Source organism: Streptomyces sp. RerS4 (assembly GCF_023515955.1).
Lineage (GTDB): Bacteria > Actinomycetota > Actinomycetes > Streptomycetales > Streptomycetaceae > Streptomyces.
The window spans coordinates 941,236-958,478 of sequence record NZ_CP097322.1; the positions used below are offsets into that span (position 1 = coordinate 941,236).

Here is a 17,243-nt window from a genome sequence, read left to right on the forward strand (position 1 = left end):
TGGTTCCATGGTGCGTTGCTGATGCCACTGTCACGCGGTCGACGGCTGCTCCGCTTGGGCCGGACGGATCCCTGCTGGGACCATTCGGTCCTCCCCATAGCGCCGCTCCTCGGCGACGGCGACGTGCTGCTTGACGGCGGCGAAGCTGTCGGGGGCGACGGACATCGAGTCGATGCCGACATGGACGAGGAAGGCGGCGTAGGCCGGGTCGTCGCTGGGCCGCTGTCCGCACAGGCCCACTGGACGTCCCAGGGCCTGGACCCGTGGGAGGAGGATCCGGATGAGGTCGGTGACGGCCGGGTCGTTCTCGTCGAAGACGTGGGCGAGGGCTTCGGAGTCCCGGTCGACGCCGAGGGTGAGCTGGGTGAGGTCGTTACTGCCGATGGAGAATCCGTCGAAGCGTTCGGCGAAGTCCTGGGCGAGGAGGATGTTGGCGGGGATCTCGGCCATCACGTAGACCTTGAGGCCGCTCTCGCCGCGCCGGAGTCCTTCGGCCGCCATCACCTCGAGGACCTTGTCGGCCTCTTCCAGAGTGCGGCAGAAGGGAATCATGACGATGACGTTGGTCAGGCCCATCTCCTCGCGCACCCGGCGAAGGGCCTGGCATTCGAGGGCGAAGCCTTCCCGGTAGCCGTCGCTGTAGTAGCGGCTGGCGCCGCGCCATCCGATCATCGGGTTGGCCTCGACCGGTTCGAAGGGGCGGCCGCCGAGGAGCTTGGCGTACTCGTTGGTCTTGAAGTCGCTAGTGCGGACGACGACGGGGTCGGGCCAGCGGGAGGCGGCGATCCGGGCGATGCCGTACGCGAGGCGGTCGGTGAAGTACCGGCCGCGGTCGAGGTAGCCCTCGGTGAGCTGGTCGATGGCGCAGCGGTCGGCGGCATCCAGGCGTTCCGGGTGCAGGAGGGCCATGGGGTGGACCTTGACCTGGTGCGCGACGATGAACTCCAGGCGGGCCAGACCCACGCCGTCCGCGGGCAGCCGCCACCAGCGGAAGGCGGCCGACGGGTCGGCGAGGTTGAGCATCACCTGGGTACGAGTGGTGGGCAGGGCGGACAGGTCCGTCTCGGTCTCCTCGTACGGGAGGCGGCCCGCGTAGACCTTGCCCCGGCTGCCTTCGGTGCACGAGACGGTGACGGCGTCGCCGTCACGCAGCGCCTCTGTGGCGTTCCCGGTGCCGACGACCGCGGGTACGCCGAGTTCCCGGCTGACGATCGCGGCGTGTGAGGTGCGGCCGCCATGGTCGGTGACGATGGCCGCGGCACGCTTCATGACCGGTTCCCAGTCCGGGTCGGTGATCGAAGTGACGAGCACGGCTCCGGCTGGGAAACGTTCCAGGTCCGTAGGGGTGTCCATGCGACATACGGCACCGGCTCCGATGGCTTCGCCCACCGCGATGCCTTCGACGAGCGCGTCGCCCGGGGCGGCGGTCAGGCGGCAGCGGCGCAGGGTCTTGGGGCGCCGGCGGGACTGCACGGTCTCGGGCCGCGCCTGGACGATCGCCAGGTCGCCGGTGATGCCGTCCTTCGCCCACTCCAGGTCCATCGGGCAGCCGTAGTGGTCCTCGACGGCGACGGCCCACTCGGCGAGCTGCCGCACTTCGGCGTCGGTCAGGACCCGCCGGGCCTGCTCCTCGGGGGTGGTGTCCACGGTGTCAGTCAGCCCGCGCTTCGCGTAGACGGCCTTGCGGCGCTTGGCGCCGATCCGCACGTCGATGACGGGGTCCAGGGCCGGGTCCTTGAGGCCGGGCTTGAAGACGGTGTACTCGTCGGGGTCGGTCTGGCCACTGACCACGGTCTCGCCCAGGCCCCAGGCCGCGCTCACCACGACGACGTTCGGGAAGCCGCTCTCGGGATCGAGGGTGAAGATCACCCCGGCTCCGGCGAGGTCGGAGCGGACCATCACCTGGACACCGACTGACAGGGCGACCTGGAGGTGGTCGAAGCCCATCCGCTCCCGGTAGTCGATCGCACGGTCGGTGTAGAGGGAGGCGAAGCAGCGGTGCACCGCGTCCAGCAGCTGCACGGCGCCGCTCACGTTCAGATACGTCTCCTGCTGGCCGGCGAAACTGGCCTCCGGCAGGTCCTCAGCGGTGGCGCTGCTGCGTACGGCGACCTCCGGGTCGGAACGCCCCAGCTCGCGGCCGAGGTCCTCGTACGCCGTGATGATCTCGGTCGACAGGGGTTCGGGCAGAGCCTCGCCCATGATCATGGAACGGATGCCCGCTCCCACGTCTTCGAGCGCGACACCATCGTGGAGCCGGTCGAGCTGCTCCCTGATAACGGTGCGCAGCCCGTGTCCGTCGAGCAGTTCCTCGTAAGCGTCGGCGGTCGTGGCAAAGCCGGGCGGCACGCGCAAGCCGACTGCGGTCAGCCGTCTGGTCAGCTCTCCGAGAGAGGCGTTCTTGCCGCCGACCCGGCTGATGTCGCCTCGGCCGAGCTCGGTGAACGGTGCGATGCGTCGCATGTGTCCCATGACGTCCTCCGGGGCTGCGTGTCGGCAGGGATCAGTACGGCAGGGGACGGCCGGACGGCGTGCGCAGATCCAGCGGGGCGGGCTTGTGAGGCTGCTTGGGCCGGGTCTGGATCCGAATGCGCTGCATCGTGGTCACCCTCTTCGGAAGGCGGCGCCGGAATGGCGTCCGGGTTCCACGGTCACGCGGCAGGGCACCGGGGCCGCAGTGCTGAGAGGGCCATTCACAGGGGGCCGAGTGGGCCGCTGCGGTGCGGGGCCGATCGGCCCAGGGCCTGGCGCTGAGCAGGTGCCCGGACCTGGCCATGACTCTGTTCGACCCGCTAAGGGGTATCAACATCGGTGTCGCGCGCAGGAGTCCGGCGTCGCGGGTGGCACGGACGGGGGGTACGGCGACGATGTCGCCGAGGGAGGCGACCCCGCCGGTGTCGGTGCGGCCGGAGTAGAGGGCTCGCGGGCGGGCGGTGGCGGCGTCGAAGGGGGCCCGGCCGTCGATGTCGTCGGCGAGGTAGCGGGGCGGCCGCTGGGTGACCCAGGTCAGCTCGGCCGTGCCGGCGAGGTAGGCGGCGATCTGGGCGCCGGAGTTGCCGCCGCCGACCACGACGGCGCGCTGCCTGGCGAACTCGGCGGGGCTGCGGTACTGCACGGTGTGTAGCTGGCGCCCGGTGAAGTCCCGGCGGCCGGGGACGGCGGGCAGAAGGGCCGGGTCCGGGTTCCCGTCGCGCTTGCCGCCCTCACCCATCAACGAGAACTCGGACCCGGCGGCCTTCGCCGTACGGTCGCCCGCTGGGCGGGCTCTAGGGCTGGAGCTGGAATGACCGCCGCCGCGGGAAGCGGTGCCAGCCCAGGCGTGACCGGGCTGGTTCAGGGGCGGGGGTTTCCTGCGGCGGTCATGACGAGTCCGGTGACCAGCAGGGACAGGCCGATGGTCAGGACGGTGAAGCCGGGGCCGGGCAGGAAGTACAGCGTGATTCCGATCAGGGTGATCGGGGCTCCGGCGGCGGTCAGGGCGAGGCCGATGCGCCTTTCCGACACAGGTGGGCTGCTTTCCGTAGGGGGCGGGCTGCCGGTGGGCTTCCGCGGGTGGCGGACGCTTCAGCCGTAGGTGCGGCCGCGGCCGGCCGGGCCGCCTGCGGGGGTGCCGGGCTGGTTGTGCTGGTAGATGTCGGGGATGCCGTCGGCGTCGGCGTCGAGGTTCTCCGCCTCGTACAGGCGCCGGTAAAGGGTGTTGCGGCGCCTCACCAGCAGGGTGGCGAGGGCGGCGGCGATGAGGGACCCGACCAGGACCGCGGCCTTGATGTGTGCGGTGACGGCCGGGTCGGTGAAGGCGAGTTCGCCGATCAAGAGGGCGACGGTGAAGCCGATTCCGGCGAGGGCGGCGAGGGCGAGGATGTCGGCCCAGGCCAGGTCGGGGTTGAGGCGGGCCTGGGTGAACCGCGCCGTGAGGTAGGTGCCGGCGAACACCCCGACGGTCTTGCCGACGACCAGGCCGAGGACGACCCCGAGGGGTTCGGGCTGGGTGAACACCGCGCCGAGCGCGGACCCGGACAGGCTCACGCCGGCGGCGAAGAGCGCGAACAGCGGGACCGCGATCCCGGCGGAGACCGGCCGCAGCAGGTGCGCGACCCGCTCTCCGGGGGAGGCGGTCTCGGCCGGGCGGCGACCTCGTGCCGCGTCGCGTCGGGTACGCAGGATGAGGCCCATGGCGACGCCGGCTACGGTGGCGTGAACGCCACTGTTGTACATCAGCGCCCAAACGGCGACACCGAGGGGGACGTACCACCACCAGCCGCGGACCCGGTAGCGCTGGAGCAGGTAGAAGACGCCGAGGCCGGCGAACGCGGCGGCCAGCGCCCAGAGGTTGAGGTCGGCGGTGAAAAACACGGCGATCACCAGGATCGCGCCCAGGTCGTCGACGACGGCCAGGGTGAGGAGGAAGGCCCGCAGAGCCGCGGGGAGGTGGGTGGAGATGACGGCAAGGACGGCGAGGGCGAAGGCGATGTCGGTGGCCATCGGTACCGCCCACCCGCCGGGGCTGCCGCCGCCCGCCCAGACGGTGGCGAGGTAGAGCGCGGCAGGGACGGCCATGCCGCAGACCGCGGCGACGACCGGGAGTACGGCGGTGGCCGGGGTACGGAGCTCGCCGACGACGAGCTCGCGCTTCAGCTCGATCCCGGCGACCAGGAAGAACAGGGCGAGGAGGCCGTCGGCCGTCCAGTGCTGAACGGACAGGTCCAGGCCGAGGGCTGGTATCCCGAAGTGGAAGTCCCGCAGCGACTCGTAGACGCCGGACAGCGGTGTGTTGGCCCAGATCAGGGCCAGGAGGGCGGCGGCCAGGAGGACCATGCCGCCGACGGTCTCGGTCCGCAGAGCCCCCGCGATGGCAGTGCGCTCGGGCCAGGGCAGGACCCCGAAGAGCGGTGCTCGGGAAGAAGAGGAATCGCGCTGATCGGCTGGCATCGCGGTGGCCTTCGGTGTCGGCAAGAAAAGGGCATACGCCCCCAGGGACGCCGACCAGACTTCCCGGCACACCGCGCGCCACTCTTGACGCGTTCCTTACACCGTACACACTGCACGACAGTCGCTCTGCCCCGCCTACTCCCCATGATCAATCGGTGCCGGGTTGTCATCAGCCCTGGCGGGAGGCGCACCGCCAGGCGGCGATCGCGCCCAGGGTGAGTGCGCGGCGGCGACGAGTCCGGGCCGCTCGCCGGGTGTCGTGTAGAGGGCGGCGCCGGTGATCGTGAGGATCGTGCCCGCTGCGACGAGCGGTGAGCCAGGGCAGCGCAGGGGCCTGCGGGTGCCCGACGGGGTCCGGGTGGTGCGGCCGGTGCGGGGCTGGTGGCTCATGCGAGTCTCCGGGCAGGAGGGGGCTTGCGGTTTGCGCAGCCTCCCATGGCCCTTGTGGTTGTGGCCGGTCTCTCGCGAGAACGGTTCCGACTACCGGCGCTCGTCTGACGCACAACGGAAGATCCGTCTCGCCCCAACCCCGCGTGCACAGGCGCAGCAGGCCGCCACCGTGGTCACAGCCAGCGATATGCGCGCCGCGGCTCAGGCCGTGGCCCGCTACCCTTACGCCAGGCATGCCCAAGGCGGGATCACTCGGTGGGGGTGTCCGCCCGGACGATGGTGATCGGGCACGGCGCGTGGAGCGCCGCCTGCTGGCTCACCGACCCGAGCAGCGCTCGGCTGAAGCCGCCGCGGCCGCGGCTGCCCACGACCAGCATGTCCGCACCCTCTGCCGCGTCCACCAGGACGTCGACCGGATTGCCGCGCACCAGGCGCTGGTGCACGGAGGCGGCGCCGTCCTCACCGAGAACCGTGCGAACCTCCTCGACCAGACGCCGTTCGGCCTCCTCCTCGTCGAACGTGGTGTCGACCGCCGGGGCGGACCACGACGCGGCACCGGGCAAGTCCCACGCCGCGACCGCCTCTACTCGCCCGCCCACCAGCCCGGCATATCGGACTGCCCAGCGCAGCGCGGCCTGGGACGAGGGCGATCCGTCGACGCCCACCACGATCCGCGGAGCCTCATGCTGCCTGTCCATCCCGTTCACCCTTCCAACGGCTGATACATCCACAGTGTGCGCATCGGGAACGGCCCGCCACGCGAACATGCGGTGGCTGCTTTGTCAGCTCTTCGGCAACCGGAACCACCGCTCCTGGCCTGCAGCAATACATTCCTTCCGGTCTCCGGGCAGAACCAGGGGCACCGGGCCCAGGAGGGACGAGGGGACGCTGATGCCGAGCCGGCCGGGCCGGAACCAAATACGGATGTCCCGGTGCCCCAGGTAGGAGATCGAGAACGAGGACCCAGGCACTTCGGAGAAGGGCACCGGGTCGATGTGCAGGCCGTCGTCGTGGGGCTCGAGTCCGACGACGCCGCGCTCGACGAGGTCGAGGGTGCCACCCATGGCACCGAGGTGGATCCCCTCACCAGTGGTGCCGCCCTGAACGTCGGTGATGTCACTGAGCAGGGCTTCCTGGCAGTAGCGCCACGCGTCCGGGCCCTGCTCCCGGGCGAGAACCCAGCCGTGGACGAGGCTGCTGAGCGTGGAGCCGTGGCAGGTGCGCCGCAGGTAGTAGGCCGCTGTCCTGCGCCAGCGGTCGTCGTCAAGGCGGTATCCGAGCCGAAGGAAGAGTTGCTCGAGCTCTGCGGGGCGAAAGAGGTAGCCGAGCATGAGGGTGTCGGCCTGCTTGGACGCCTGGTAGCGGTTTGGCGTGTCGCCTTCGGCTTCCAGGATGCGGTCCAGGCGGCGGATGTCGTGGTAGCGGGCGCGGTAGCCGTCCCAGTCGAGCTCTGCGAGGTCCCCGTAGCCGTGGAACTGGCTGATCACGTCGCGATGGAACGGCACGTACAGGCGGCGGGACACGTCCTCCCAGACGGTGAGGTCGTCGGGGCCGATGCCGAGATGCGTGAGGAGCTCTGCCCGCCGGGCCGCCGGGAGTTCCCCGTACAGATCGAGGGCGCGGGCCAGTACCCATGCGGCGGTGACGTTGGTGTAGGCGTTGTCGTCGATGCCGGGAGCGGTGGCATCTGGGTAGGCGTCGTGATACTCGTCCGGTCCGACGACGCCGCGGATCCGGTAGCGGCCGAGGCCGGTGTCCCACGTCGCTGCGTCCGCCCAGAAGCAGGCTGTGTGCAGAAGGAGTTCGGCGCCCGGACCGTGCATGAATCCGGCGTCACCGGTGGCTTGCCCGTACTGCCACACGTTCCAGGCGATGGCAGACCCTACGTGGTGCTGGAGGTGCGAGTGGTCCGGCAGCCAGCGGCCGGAGCGCGGATTGAGGTGCAGCCGCTGCGTCTCTTCGGATCCCGAGCTGCCGCTCTGCCACGGAAACATCGCCCCTTTCGCCCCAGCCCGGCGGGCGGCCTCCCGAGCCGCAGGGAGCCGTCGGTGCCGGTACATCAACAGGGCGCGAGCGGTCTCGGGGAGGTGGAGGGCGAGGTAGGGCAGGACGAACAGCTCGTCCCAGAAGACGTGCCCCCGGTACGCCTCGCCGTGGAGGCCGCGGGCGGGGACGCCGGCGTCGAGCTCCGCGGTGTGCGGCGAGAGGGTCTGCAGGACGTGGAAGGCGTGCAGCCGCAGAACCTTGCCCGTCTCTCCGGGTACCTTCAACTCTCCTGCGCTCCAGAGACGTTGCCAGGAGGCCCGGTGGGACGCCAGCAGGGAGGGGAAGTCCGGGGCGTGCGTGGCGCAGTCGATGGCCCGCCGCAGGGGGTCGGGCGAGGGGCGGTCGAGCGAAGTACACAGGGCGGCGGTCTTCACGACGACGACCGGGGCGGCCCGCTTGATCGGCACGATGAGTGTCTGTGTGGCGGTGGTGGCTGTGCATGCCCTCCCTACCGGTGCCACAGGACGTGCCGATGTCCGCACTGCGAGCCCGATCCGTACCCGGGAGGTGGCGGTAGTGCAGGACAGCCAAGCGGTGCCCTCCGCCTCCACTCCGGCCCGGTGCTCGACGAGATGCCGCCCGGCCAGGGCGCGGTAGCGCTCGACTCCCGCGTTGACGACGTCTCCGTCGAGCACGGACTCGATCTCGATTCCGCCGCTCCAGCCGTACGCTCTGAACACCGTGTTCTGCGCTGCCAGGTACAGGTCGCCCATGTGGACGAGGCGGGTGTGGGTGACGCCCAGGCGGCGGCCTTCGGCGTCGTGGAAGAGCATGCGGCGGGTGAGCGTGCCGGCGTGCAGGTCCAGCGACACGTGGCTGTGGCGCAGGGTCGGGTGGTCGGGTGTGAGCCAGTCGCCGGCCGGTGCGCCCTCGGGCAGGCAGCGGTATCTCAGGGCGGTCCAGTCCGGCAGCCGGACCATGTCCTCGTTGGAGACCGTTCGTCCGCCGATGGTGGAGACGAGCCGGTTGTAGCAGCCGGCGAGGTAGGTACCCGGGTAGTGGACGTCGTCGGCCACGCTTTCGGGGGCTGAACCGCGGGTGGCGAAGCGGCCGTTGCCCAGGGTGCACAGGGACTCGACCAGCCGCTCGGTTTTGGGGTCGTAGCGGGGGTACTCCCAGCACCAAGCGGTGGTCACGAGCGTTCGCCTTCGAGTGCGGCAGGCAGCCCGCCGAGGTCCGGGAGAACGAGGTGAGCACCATGTGCGCGTAGGGCCTCCCCCATCTGGAGGTCGTCTTCGCGGTTGAGTCCCACCACGAGGCGGAAACGGCCTCGGTGTCCGGCTTCGACGCCGACGAGTGCATCCTCCACCACGGCGGTGTGTGCGGGAGTCACGCCGAGGCGGCCAGCAGCTTCGAGGAAGAGGGCAGGGTCGGGTTTGCCTGGCAGGGCGAGTGCGGCCGCGTCCTGGCCGTCCACCAAGGCGTCGAAGCAATTGAGGAGATCTGCGGATTCCAGGAGCGAGCGGGCGTGCCGGGAGGCCGAGACGGCTGCGCACAGGATCGCCTTCTCCCGCAGTTCCCTGAGCGCGGGCCGCACGTCGTCGAAGACACGGACGCCTTCGGTCCGCAGCATCGTGGAGAAGGCTTCCTCCTTGCGGGCGGCGATCGCGTGGACGGTGGCGCACCCGGGCGGATCCTCCGAGCTTCCGGGCGGAAGGTCGATGTGCCGGGCAGTCAGGAATGCGCGTACGCCATCGAGGCGGGAGCGGCCATCGACCAGGTCCCGGTACTCGCGGACTGCGTCGAACGGGCGCGGTCGTGCACCGGCGTGCGATGGCTGCCACTCGGGGAGGCAGCCGTCGAAGGTCTCCTTCCAGGCGGCCGCGTGGCGGTCCGCCGTGGCGAGGAGCACCCCGTCGGTGTCGAAGACGACCGCGCGCAGGTCGCTCATGAGTCGTGCACTACGCGACGGCCGGTGATGCGGGCGGGGGTGACCTTCATCCAGTGGGTGCGCGGGCCGCCGGCCCAGGGCTGGGAGCGGGCCGTGGTGTTGAGGTGTTGAATTTCGTGCTGGTCCGTGACGGCTGCCAGTTCGCCCACGGCCAGCACGCTCCAACCAGTGGCGGTCACGTCGTCGATGTTGTCGATCTCGAAGGCGACCTCGGTTCCGGCGGCCCTGGCCGTGACGGCTTCCGCGGAGGTGCGGAAAGCGATATCGGGTCCTGCGATCAGGTAGTTGACGGGGAGGACGGCGGGGCCGTCGGGGGTGAAGATGGCGATGCGGCCCACGCCGTGCGTGTTCAGCAGGCGCCGGCATTCGGTCTCGTCCAGCGGCACGAGGGTACTGTCGCGCCGGGCGGTGGATCGGCCGGCGACGCGATGGGCGCTGGCGCCGGTCAGGTCGTCGACGGTGAGGCCGAGGGCATCAGCGACGCGAGCGAGGGTGCCAATAGCGGGAGCGGCGGCGTGCTCCTCCAGGTACGCGATGTAGTTACCATCCGCTCCGCACCGCTGGCCCAGTTCCTCTCGGCTAAGGCCGAGGGCTTCACGGCGGGCCGCCAGGCGACGGCCCAGGTCGGTGCGTCCGGTCATCTCGCCGGACGGCTGCTCCGGGGATCGCGGGATGCTCTTCACGGAGATCACTGCTCCTGGGGCGGTACGGCGACGGTGTCGTGCTGCGGTCCGCCGAGTACGACCTTGAGGGCGCCGGTCTCGCCGGCGCGGGAGAAGACGTCGTACGCCTCTTCCATCTGGTCCAGCTCGAACCGGTGCGTGACCATCGCGGCGCCGGGCAGGCGGCCGGCGGCCATCATGCGCAGCAGCATGGGAGTCGAGTGGGTGTCGACGAGGCCGGTGGTGATGGTGACATCCTTGATCCACAGGTCTTCGAGGTGGAGGACGGCGGGCTTGCCGTGCACGCCGATGTTGGCGACCCGGCCGCCCGGGCGGACCATGCGGGTGCACATCTCGAAGGCTTCGGGCACGCCGACGGCCTCGATGACGACATCCGCGCCGAGCCCGTCCGTGAGGTCCCCCACCAGCTGCTCCGGCTCCTCCTGCGCGCTGACGGTCGCATCGGCCCCGAGGTCCCGCGCAGCTGCCAGGCGGGAAGCCGCGAGGTCGACGGCGACGATCCGGGACGGGCTGTATAGCTGTGCCGTGGCGATGGCGGCCAGCCCGATGGGTCCGGCGCCGACCACGACGACCGTGTCGCCCGGGCGCACGTTGCCGTTGAGGACACCCACCTCGTACGAGGTCGGGAAGATGTCCGCGAGCAGTACCGCTGCGTGGCTCGCCAGAGCGCTGGGAAGGGGATGGACGGAGAGGTCGGCGAAGGGAACGCGGACGTACTCGGCCTGGGTGCCGTCGATGGTGTGGCCCAGGACCCAGCCGCCTCCTCCGCGGCACTGGCCGTAGTGCCCTTCACGGCAGAAGCGGCAGCGGCCGCACGCGGAGATGCAGGAGATCAGGACGCGGTCTCCGGGGCGGACGCTGCGGACATCGCCGCCGGTTTCGACGACGGTCCCCACGGCCTCGTGGCCCAGGATCCGTCCGGGTGTCACCTCGGGGACGTCGCCCTTGATGATGTGCAGGTCGGTGCCGCAGATGGTGACGGCGTCGACCCGGACGATCGCGTCGGCGGCGTCCTTGACGGAGGGGTCCGGGACATCCTGCCAGGAGGTCTGTCCGGGCCCGTGGAAGACGAGTGCCTTCATGGCGCGGCCTTCTCTCTGTGTGCTGTGTGGAACGGGGTCACCGTCAGGCTGTGCCTGTGTCCCTCTGTCCCGCTTGGGCCGGTCGGCCCCTACCCGGGACCGGTAGGTCCCCAGCGGAGAGGGCGTTCCAATGCGACGGTGGAGACCGGCATCCGTTCCGAAAGGAGGGCTGCTGCCATGTCCCAGTCAGCCCCGCCCCCGGCTTCCGCCCGCCCGGCCCTGCTGAGGTTCCTCGGCGGGGTGCGGACGGTCACCGGCAGCAAGTTCCTGGTCGAGAGCGACCACGCCCGGATCCTCGTCGACTGCGGACTCTTCCAGGGTGTCGCGGACCTACGACGCCGCAACTGGGACAAGCTGCCCTGCGACGCCTCCGACATCCACGCCGTCGTCGTGACCCACGCCCACCTGGACCACTGCGGGTACCTGCCGCGACTGGTCCGGCACGGATTCCGCGGCCCGATCCTGACCAGCGCCACCACGGCCCGTCTCGCCGAGATCGTGCTCCGTGACAGCGCCCGCCTCCAGATGGAGGCCGCCGAGCACGCCAACCAGCACGGTTGGTCCAAGCACCGGCCTGCCAAACCGCTCTACGACGATGACGACGTCGACCACACGATCAAGTACTTCGACCCGGTACCGGTGGGCAGTGAGGTCGAGATCATGGCTGGCGCAAAGCTGATGCTGCACCACGGGGGGCACATCCTCGGCTCCGCCTGGGCGCACCTGACCCTGGAAGACGGCCATACCCTCGCCGTCAGCGGTGACCTCGGCCGCCCCGGCCACCCGCTCCTCCTGCCACCCGAACCGTTCTCCGGCGCCGACGTACTGCTGATGGAGTCGACGTACGGCAACCGTCACCACGACCAGGAGAGCGCGAAGCGCGAATTCGCCTCGGTGATCACGCGTGCACTGTCCCGTGGCGGGACGGTCGTCATCCCAGCCTTCGCGATCGACCGCACCGAGGTCGTCCTGCACGAGCTGGCCACACTGCGCAGCGATGGCACCCTGCCCCTCCACGTACCCGTCTACGTCGACAGCCCCATGGCCCTGGCGGCACTGGACGTCTACCGCGACGCCGTACGAGCCCACTCGCCCGAGCTGCGCCCCGAGATCCTCGCCCGCGGCGAGGCGGCGATCAGCCCGGAGCCCTTCCTGGCCGCCCGCACCGTCCAGGAATCGATCGACATCAACAGCACCACCGGACCAGCGATCATCGTCTCGTCCGCCGGGATGGCCACCGGCGGCCGCGTGCTGCACCACCTCCACCGGACCCTGCCCGACCCCCGCAACGCCGTGGTCATCGTCGGCTTCGCCGCCGCCGGCACCCGCTCCCGCGACCTCGTGGACGGCGCCCGCACGCTCAAGATGTTCGGCGAATACGTCCCCGTCCGCGCCGAGGTCGCCGACGTCCCGCACTTCTCCGCGCACGCCGACGCCGACCAGATCATCGACTGGCTGCGCTCCGCTCCGCCACCACACACCACCTACCTGGTCCACGGCGAAGAGACCGCCGCCGAGACCCTCCGGGACCGGATCGACCATGAGCTGGGATGGACGGCCGTCGTACCCAAATCCGGGGAGGCCGTCCTGGTCCGCTGACCTGGGCCGGACGGCCCCGGCGGTGTGCACCGCGCGGCCCTCCCGGACACGGTGGGCCACCGAGCAGGGTGGATGCGAAGGGTTGGAGGCACTCCATGAGCACCATGCACAGCATCCTCGAAGCGATGGCACCGGAAGCCCGCGAAGCCCTGCTCGCCCACTCCCACCAGGTGACATTCCCGGCCGGCACCCGCATCTTCAACGAACGTCGACGGGCCGAGAAGTTCTGGATCATTCAGTGCGGCACCGTGGACCTCGACACCCACGTCCCCGGCCACAAGAACGTGGTCGTCGACACCCTCGGCTACGGCGAGCTCCTCGGCTGGTCCTGGATGTTCCCGCCCTACAGCTGGCACCTCGGCGCCACCGCCTCCCACGAGGTGCGCGCCCTGGAGTTCGACGCCGCGGCCGTACGGGAGCTGTGCAACGAGGACTCGGCCGTCGGCCGGTCCGTCTCCACCGCGGTGGCCGCCGTCATCGCCGACCGGCTCGACTCCGCCCGGACCCGCCTCCTCGACCTGTTCGCCCCTCACGGCAGCGGCACCCCGCTCGCCTACGCACGCTGAGGACCCCGCCATGACTTCCACCCCGTACACCGTCGCCGACGTCATGACCACCAAGGTCATCGCCGTCACCCCCTCGACCGGCTTCAAGGACATCGCGACCGCGATGGAGCGGTGGAAGGTGACCGCCCTCCCCGTCATCGAGGGCGAGGGCCGCGTCGTCGGCGTGGTCTCCGAGGCCGATCTCCTACCCAAGGAGGAGTTCCACGAGCACCGCCCGGGCCTGATCGAACAGATGCGCCGCCTCGGTGACACCGCCAAGGCCGGCTCCACCCGCGCCGAGAACATGATGACCACCCCGGCCGTCACGATCCGTCCCGACGCCACCCTGCCTCAGGCAGCCCGCCTCATGGCCGACCGGCACATCAAGCGCCTCCCGGTCGTCGACGCCGACGGCACCCTCAAGGGCATCGTCAGCCGCGCCGACCTCCTCAAGGTCTTCCTCCGCACCGACGAAGAACTCGCCACCGAGATCCGCGGCACCGTCGTCGAACGCCTCTTCCCCCTCTCCCACGAAACCGTCAAGGTCACCGTGGCCCAGGGGATCGCCACGCTGACCGGCCAGGTCCGCGACGGCAACCTGATCCCCCTGGCCGAACGCCTCACCCACTCCGTCGAGGGCGTAGTCGACGTCCACTGCCGACTGGATGCACCGGCCGAGGCCTGAAATCCGACCGCGGAGCCGTGCCCGGGGCGATGCCGCGCAGAACCCGTACCAACGAGGAGCGCGGCGACGCAATCAGCAAGCACCGAGGTCAGCGCCGGATGGTGATGACCTCGACGTCCGCATTCATGGCGCGCAGCCTCCGCACCGCTTGTAGCAGCGAGACTTGAGCGAAGGCGAAGAGCGAGTCCACGGCAATATCCTCGCCGTCCTTCAGCAGGATGCCGAAGACCACGCGGAGCGTGCCAAATTCTTGGATGAGGCGGTGGTTTGGACTATGGGCGGCTACCTGCTTGAGGAACTTGGCTCGCACCTCCGCATCGCTCCGCAAGGTCTCCACAGCGACGACGCCTTGAGCGAAGAGGTGGTTGAGGGGGGCGGTACTCGAGGTGGCCTTCTTGACGCAGATCAGCTGACTATCAGGGCCCAACACGTCGCAGATCTCCAATCCCCCACCCTTGAATTTGCTGGTGCGGATATTCTTCTTGTCGAAGAGGAGGTATCCGTCCTGCTCTGCTGCCCCGTGGTTGAACCAATCTTCATCGTGGGAATCTTGACCGTCTGAGTTGAGCGGTCCCCTCGTCCAGCAGGGCAACGTGATGGTCCGCGGTGCCGCGAAGAGGTTGGTGAGCTCCTCTTCGAGGGTTTCGATGAAACCGGCTCCCACCTCGAACCATTTCCCGTTGCCGTAGAACAGCCGGTCGGGGTTGGCCTGTATGTCAGCTATCAGCCATTCCTTGCCATTGGTGGCGACACCTGCGGGGGTTTGGCAGTCGTCGTCGCTGAACATGGTCACCCGGACGTCAGCGAGTGCCTTGAGTCGCTCGCCTGGCGGCTTGTCCTTCACGAAGGCAAGCAGGTGCCTCAGTTCGAGCTCGCTGGTTTCGATCACTTGGGCTCCGCGTCTGATGCGGAACGCCTGGGCCGAGCTGTGGCTTTCCTGACAGGCGTCGGGAACTCCGGTCGTCAGGCGGGGACTGTCCGGTTCTGCGAGGAGGCCCTCAAGGATCTTCTGGGCTTCGACAGCCTTGCGGCTGCCGTTGTTGAGGGTGTGCACCCTGCTGACGAATCGCAGCTGGGGTAGTGGATCGGGCCTTGCACAGACGTCCTCGATCGTCCGCAGGTCGCTGAGGAACTCCTCCAGGCTGGTGGCAAGGGGGAGTTTAATGGTGGCCTGGGAGCATTCGACGCGTACTCGACGTATCCGGCCCGATTCTAAGGAGGTCAGCGCCAGCCCACTGACGGTGCCGCATATTCGGCGGACGACAGCGCCGAAGCGATCCAGGCCGAAATCGTCGATGCGTTCGCCGCGCGAGACCGAGTACTCGTCGACCCTGCCCCGGCCGTCCATGATCTGGTTGCGGACCTTGATGACTCCGGCGTCGTCGAGGCAGCGGGTTGCGAATTCCAGACCGAGCTCGTCGCCGCGGTAGTAGGGGTCCAGCATGTGGTGCCCCACTCCGTAACTCAGCGCGTAGACCCCACGGGCCGTACGCATGATGACCAGGCCGGCTGCAGCGCGATTCCTCTCGTTGACGTTGAGGCCGGTGATGGACTCGACGGTGTCGCACCAGTCAGCGCGCTCGCGAGGGACTCCTCCCGTCATCAGCAGTCCCTCGATGCCTTCACGGGTGAAGTTCCGGGCCTCATAGTCGGCGCCGTCAAGGTACCTGTCACGCACGAACTCGCTCAGCTCCACGGGATGACCTTCGGTCTTCAACCGGTGGAGCGTGGACTTACGGGTGGCGGGTCGGGATCTGCGGGTATTGCCCAAGGTGACCTCCACGCACTTGCAACGCAGGACCTACCAAGAAAGCAGACAGGAGGTGTCCCCGCCACTGAACTGACCACGTGAGTTTCGCTCGGATGCCGGGTGCGCAAGGGTGCCCGTAGAGGCGGCCAGTCCGTCCAACGCTGCTGCCCCAGATCCAGCAAAGCCCTGCCCGACGCCAGGCACCAGCCGCACGCACCCCTTCCCCGGCTAGCGACCGTTCTGACGCGCGCCCGGTACCGTACGCACGCCATGGCGCGCAGACGCACGGACGCCCGAAACATCGTGCGCTCAGCCTGGTAAACGGGATATCCGGCTCAACGGAGGGTTCGCACGCACGTCCGGTGACAACAACGGCCGTTATGTGCCAACTAACGTTGTGAGTCACATGTACTCAGCGGCGGACCCGTGGCATGCCCAGGCCGATCCAGGAGATGATCTCGCGCTGGATCTCGTTGTTCCCGCCGCCGAAGGTGAAGATCACCGCGCTGCGGTAGCCGCGTTCGAGTTCGCCGTGCAGGACCGCGCCGGCCGAGCCGTCCTTCAGGGAGCCGGCGGCGCCGACCACCTCCATCAGCCAGGCGTACGCGTCCCTGCGCGCCTCGGAGCCGTAGACCTTGACGGCGGAGGCGTCCTGCGGCGTGAGGGTGCCGGACTGGACGGCGTTCACCATCTGCCAGTTGAGCAACTTCATCGCGTCGAGGCGGGCGTGCGTGCGTGCCAGGCGGCCGCGCACCCACGGGAGGTCGATGACGCGGCGGCCGTCGGCGAGTTTCGTGCCGATGGCCCAGCGCTGGACGTCGTGCAGGGCGCGGATCGCCATCGTGCCGTGGGCGGCGAGGGTGACGCGTTCGTGATTGAGCTGGTTGGTGATCAGGCGCCAGCCCTTGTTCTCCTGGCCGACGCGACGGCTCGCGGGGACGCGGATGTTCTCGTAGTAGCTCGCCGTGGTGTCGTGCGAGGCGAGGGTGTTGATGAGAGTGCACGAGTAACCGGGGTCGGAGGTCGGCACCAGGAGCATCGTGATGCCCTTGTGCGCGGGGGCGTCCGGGTCGGTGCGCACGGCGAGCCAGACCCAGTCGGCAGTGTCGCCGTTGGTGGTCCAGATCTTCTGGCCGTTGACGACGTAGGTGCCGCTGTCCTCGTCGCCCTCACGGACGGCCTTGCACTTGAGGGCGGCGAGGTCCGTGCCGGCGTCGGGCTCGCTGTAGCCGATGGCGAAGTCGATCTCCCCGGAGAGGATCCGGGGGAGGAAGTACGCCTTCTGTTCGTCGGTGCCGAACTGCATGATGGTCGGTCCGACCGTGTTCAGCGCCATCAGCGGGAGCGGGACGCCGGCCTGCGCGGCCTCGTCGAAGAAGATGAACTGGTCCATGGGCGACATGCCGCGACCGCCGTACTCCACGGGCCAGCCGACGCCGAGCCGGCCGTCGGCGCCGAGGCGGCGGATGGTCTCGCGGTAGAAACGCTTCTGCGCCGCCGGGTCCTCGTAGCGGGCGTAGACGTCCTCGGGCACCAGCTCGGCGAAATAGGCGCGCAGTTCGGCGCGCAACTGCTGCTGCTCAGGCGTGTATTCGAGGTGCACGGCCCCTCCGAAAGCGTCGCGGTCCGGCCGATCGCCGGTG

The 17,243-nt window shown here is 69.6% G+C and carries 13 protein-coding genes and 1 pseudogene; 3 read left to right on the plus strand and 11 right to left on the minus strand.

From position 1 onward, the window contains the following. Positions 1 to 30: 30 nt before the first annotated feature. The 9 genes and pseudogenes from ppsA to M4D82_RS04335 all read right to left on the minus strand — a co-directional run bounded on the left by ppsA (position 31) and on the right by M4D82_RS04335 (position 11,021). The gene (gene ppsA / locus M4D82_RS04295; protein WP_249764746.1) at positions 31 to 2,463 is read right to left on the minus strand and encodes a phosphoenolpyruvate synthase; all 2,433 of its coding nucleotides are present in this window, start codon (positions 2,461 to 2,463) and stop codon (positions 31 to 33) included. Between the two features lie 336 nt (positions 2,464 to 2,799). Next, positions 2,800 to 3,195: pseudogene (locus M4D82_RS04300) on the minus strand (FAD-dependent oxidoreductase); the annotation flags it as partial. Positions 3,196 to 3,333: 138 nt separating this feature from the next. Then, a complete protein-coding gene (locus M4D82_RS04305; RefSeq protein ID WP_249764747.1) occupies positions 3,334 to 3,504 on the minus strand; it encodes a hypothetical protein in 171 nt (56 codons plus the stop codon). Between the two features lie 60 nt (positions 3,505 to 3,564). Next, entirely contained in the window at positions 3,565 to 4,929 is a 1,365-nt protein-coding gene (gene nhaA, locus M4D82_RS04310; protein WP_249764748.1) for a Na+/H+ antiporter NhaA, read from the minus strand. 638 nt (positions 4,930 to 5,567) lie between these two features. After that, positions 5,568 to 6,017: a universal stress protein gene (locus M4D82_RS04315; protein ID WP_249764749.1), complete on the minus strand. Its 450-nt coding sequence runs from the start codon at positions 6,015 to 6,017 to the stop codon at positions 5,568 to 5,570. 84 nt (positions 6,018 to 6,101) lie between these two features. Further along, on the minus strand, positions 6,102 to 8,501 hold the full coding sequence (locus tag M4D82_RS04320; RefSeq protein WP_249764750.1) for a glycoside hydrolase family 65 protein: 2,400 nt from the start codon (positions 8,499 to 8,501) through the stop codon (positions 6,102 to 6,104). Beyond that, the gene (locus tag M4D82_RS04325; protein ID WP_249764751.1) at positions 8,498 to 9,256 is read right to left on the minus strand and encodes an HAD family hydrolase; all 759 of its coding nucleotides are present in this window, start codon (positions 9,254 to 9,256) and stop codon (positions 8,498 to 8,500) included. Before M4D82_RS04325 ends, M4D82_RS04320 begins: the two co-directional genes overlap by 4 nt. Further along, positions 9,253 to 9,939: a helix-turn-helix domain-containing protein gene (locus M4D82_RS04330; RefSeq protein ID WP_249764752.1), complete on the minus strand. Its 687-nt coding sequence runs from the start codon at positions 9,937 to 9,939 to the stop codon at positions 9,253 to 9,255. Before M4D82_RS04330 ends, M4D82_RS04325 begins: the two co-directional genes overlap by 4 nt. A 5-nt stretch (positions 9,940 to 9,944) precedes the next feature. Next, positions 9,945 to 11,021, minus strand: a complete 1,077-nt coding sequence (locus M4D82_RS04335; protein ID WP_249764753.1) for a zinc-dependent alcohol dehydrogenase family protein — start codon at positions 11,019 to 11,021, stop codon at positions 9,945 to 9,947. Positions 11,022 to 11,198: 177 nt separating this feature from the next. On the opposite strand from M4D82_RS04335, the gene M4D82_RS04340 reads away from it, so the two are divergent. The 3 genes from M4D82_RS04340 (at position 11,199) to M4D82_RS04350 (ending at position 13,850) form a co-directional block, all read left to right on the plus strand. Then, positions 11,199 to 12,620: an MBL fold metallo-hydrolase RNA specificity domain-containing protein gene (locus tag M4D82_RS04340; protein WP_249764754.1), complete on the plus strand. Its 1,422-nt coding sequence runs from the start codon at positions 11,199 to 11,201 to the stop codon at positions 12,618 to 12,620. Between the two features lie 95 nt (positions 12,621 to 12,715). Continuing rightward, complete coding sequence (locus M4D82_RS04345) at positions 12,716 to 13,186, plus strand: cyclic nucleotide-binding domain-containing protein (protein ID WP_249764755.1); 471 nt, start codon at positions 12,716 to 12,718, stop codon at positions 13,184 to 13,186. Positions 13,187 to 13,196: 10 nt separating this feature from the next. Further along, positions 13,197 to 13,850: a CBS domain-containing protein gene (locus M4D82_RS04350; protein ID WP_249764756.1), complete on the plus strand. Its 654-nt coding sequence runs from the start codon at positions 13,197 to 13,199 to the stop codon at positions 13,848 to 13,850. An 88-nt stretch (positions 13,851 to 13,938) separates the two neighbouring features. Here M4D82_RS04350 and M4D82_RS04355 read toward each other — a convergent pair whose 3' ends face one another. Further along, the gene (locus tag M4D82_RS04355) at positions 13,939 to 15,567 is read right to left on the minus strand and encodes a DUF6119 family protein (RefSeq protein ID WP_249764757.1); all 1,629 of its coding nucleotides are present in this window, start codon (positions 15,565 to 15,567) and stop codon (positions 13,939 to 13,941) included. Positions 15,568 to 16,012: 445 nt separating this feature from the next. Beyond that, the gene (locus M4D82_RS04360) at positions 16,013 to 17,203 is read right to left on the minus strand and encodes an acyl-CoA dehydrogenase family protein (protein WP_249764758.1); all 1,191 of its coding nucleotides are present in this window, start codon (positions 17,201 to 17,203) and stop codon (positions 16,013 to 16,015) included. Positions 17,204 to 17,243: the final 40 nt, after the last annotated feature.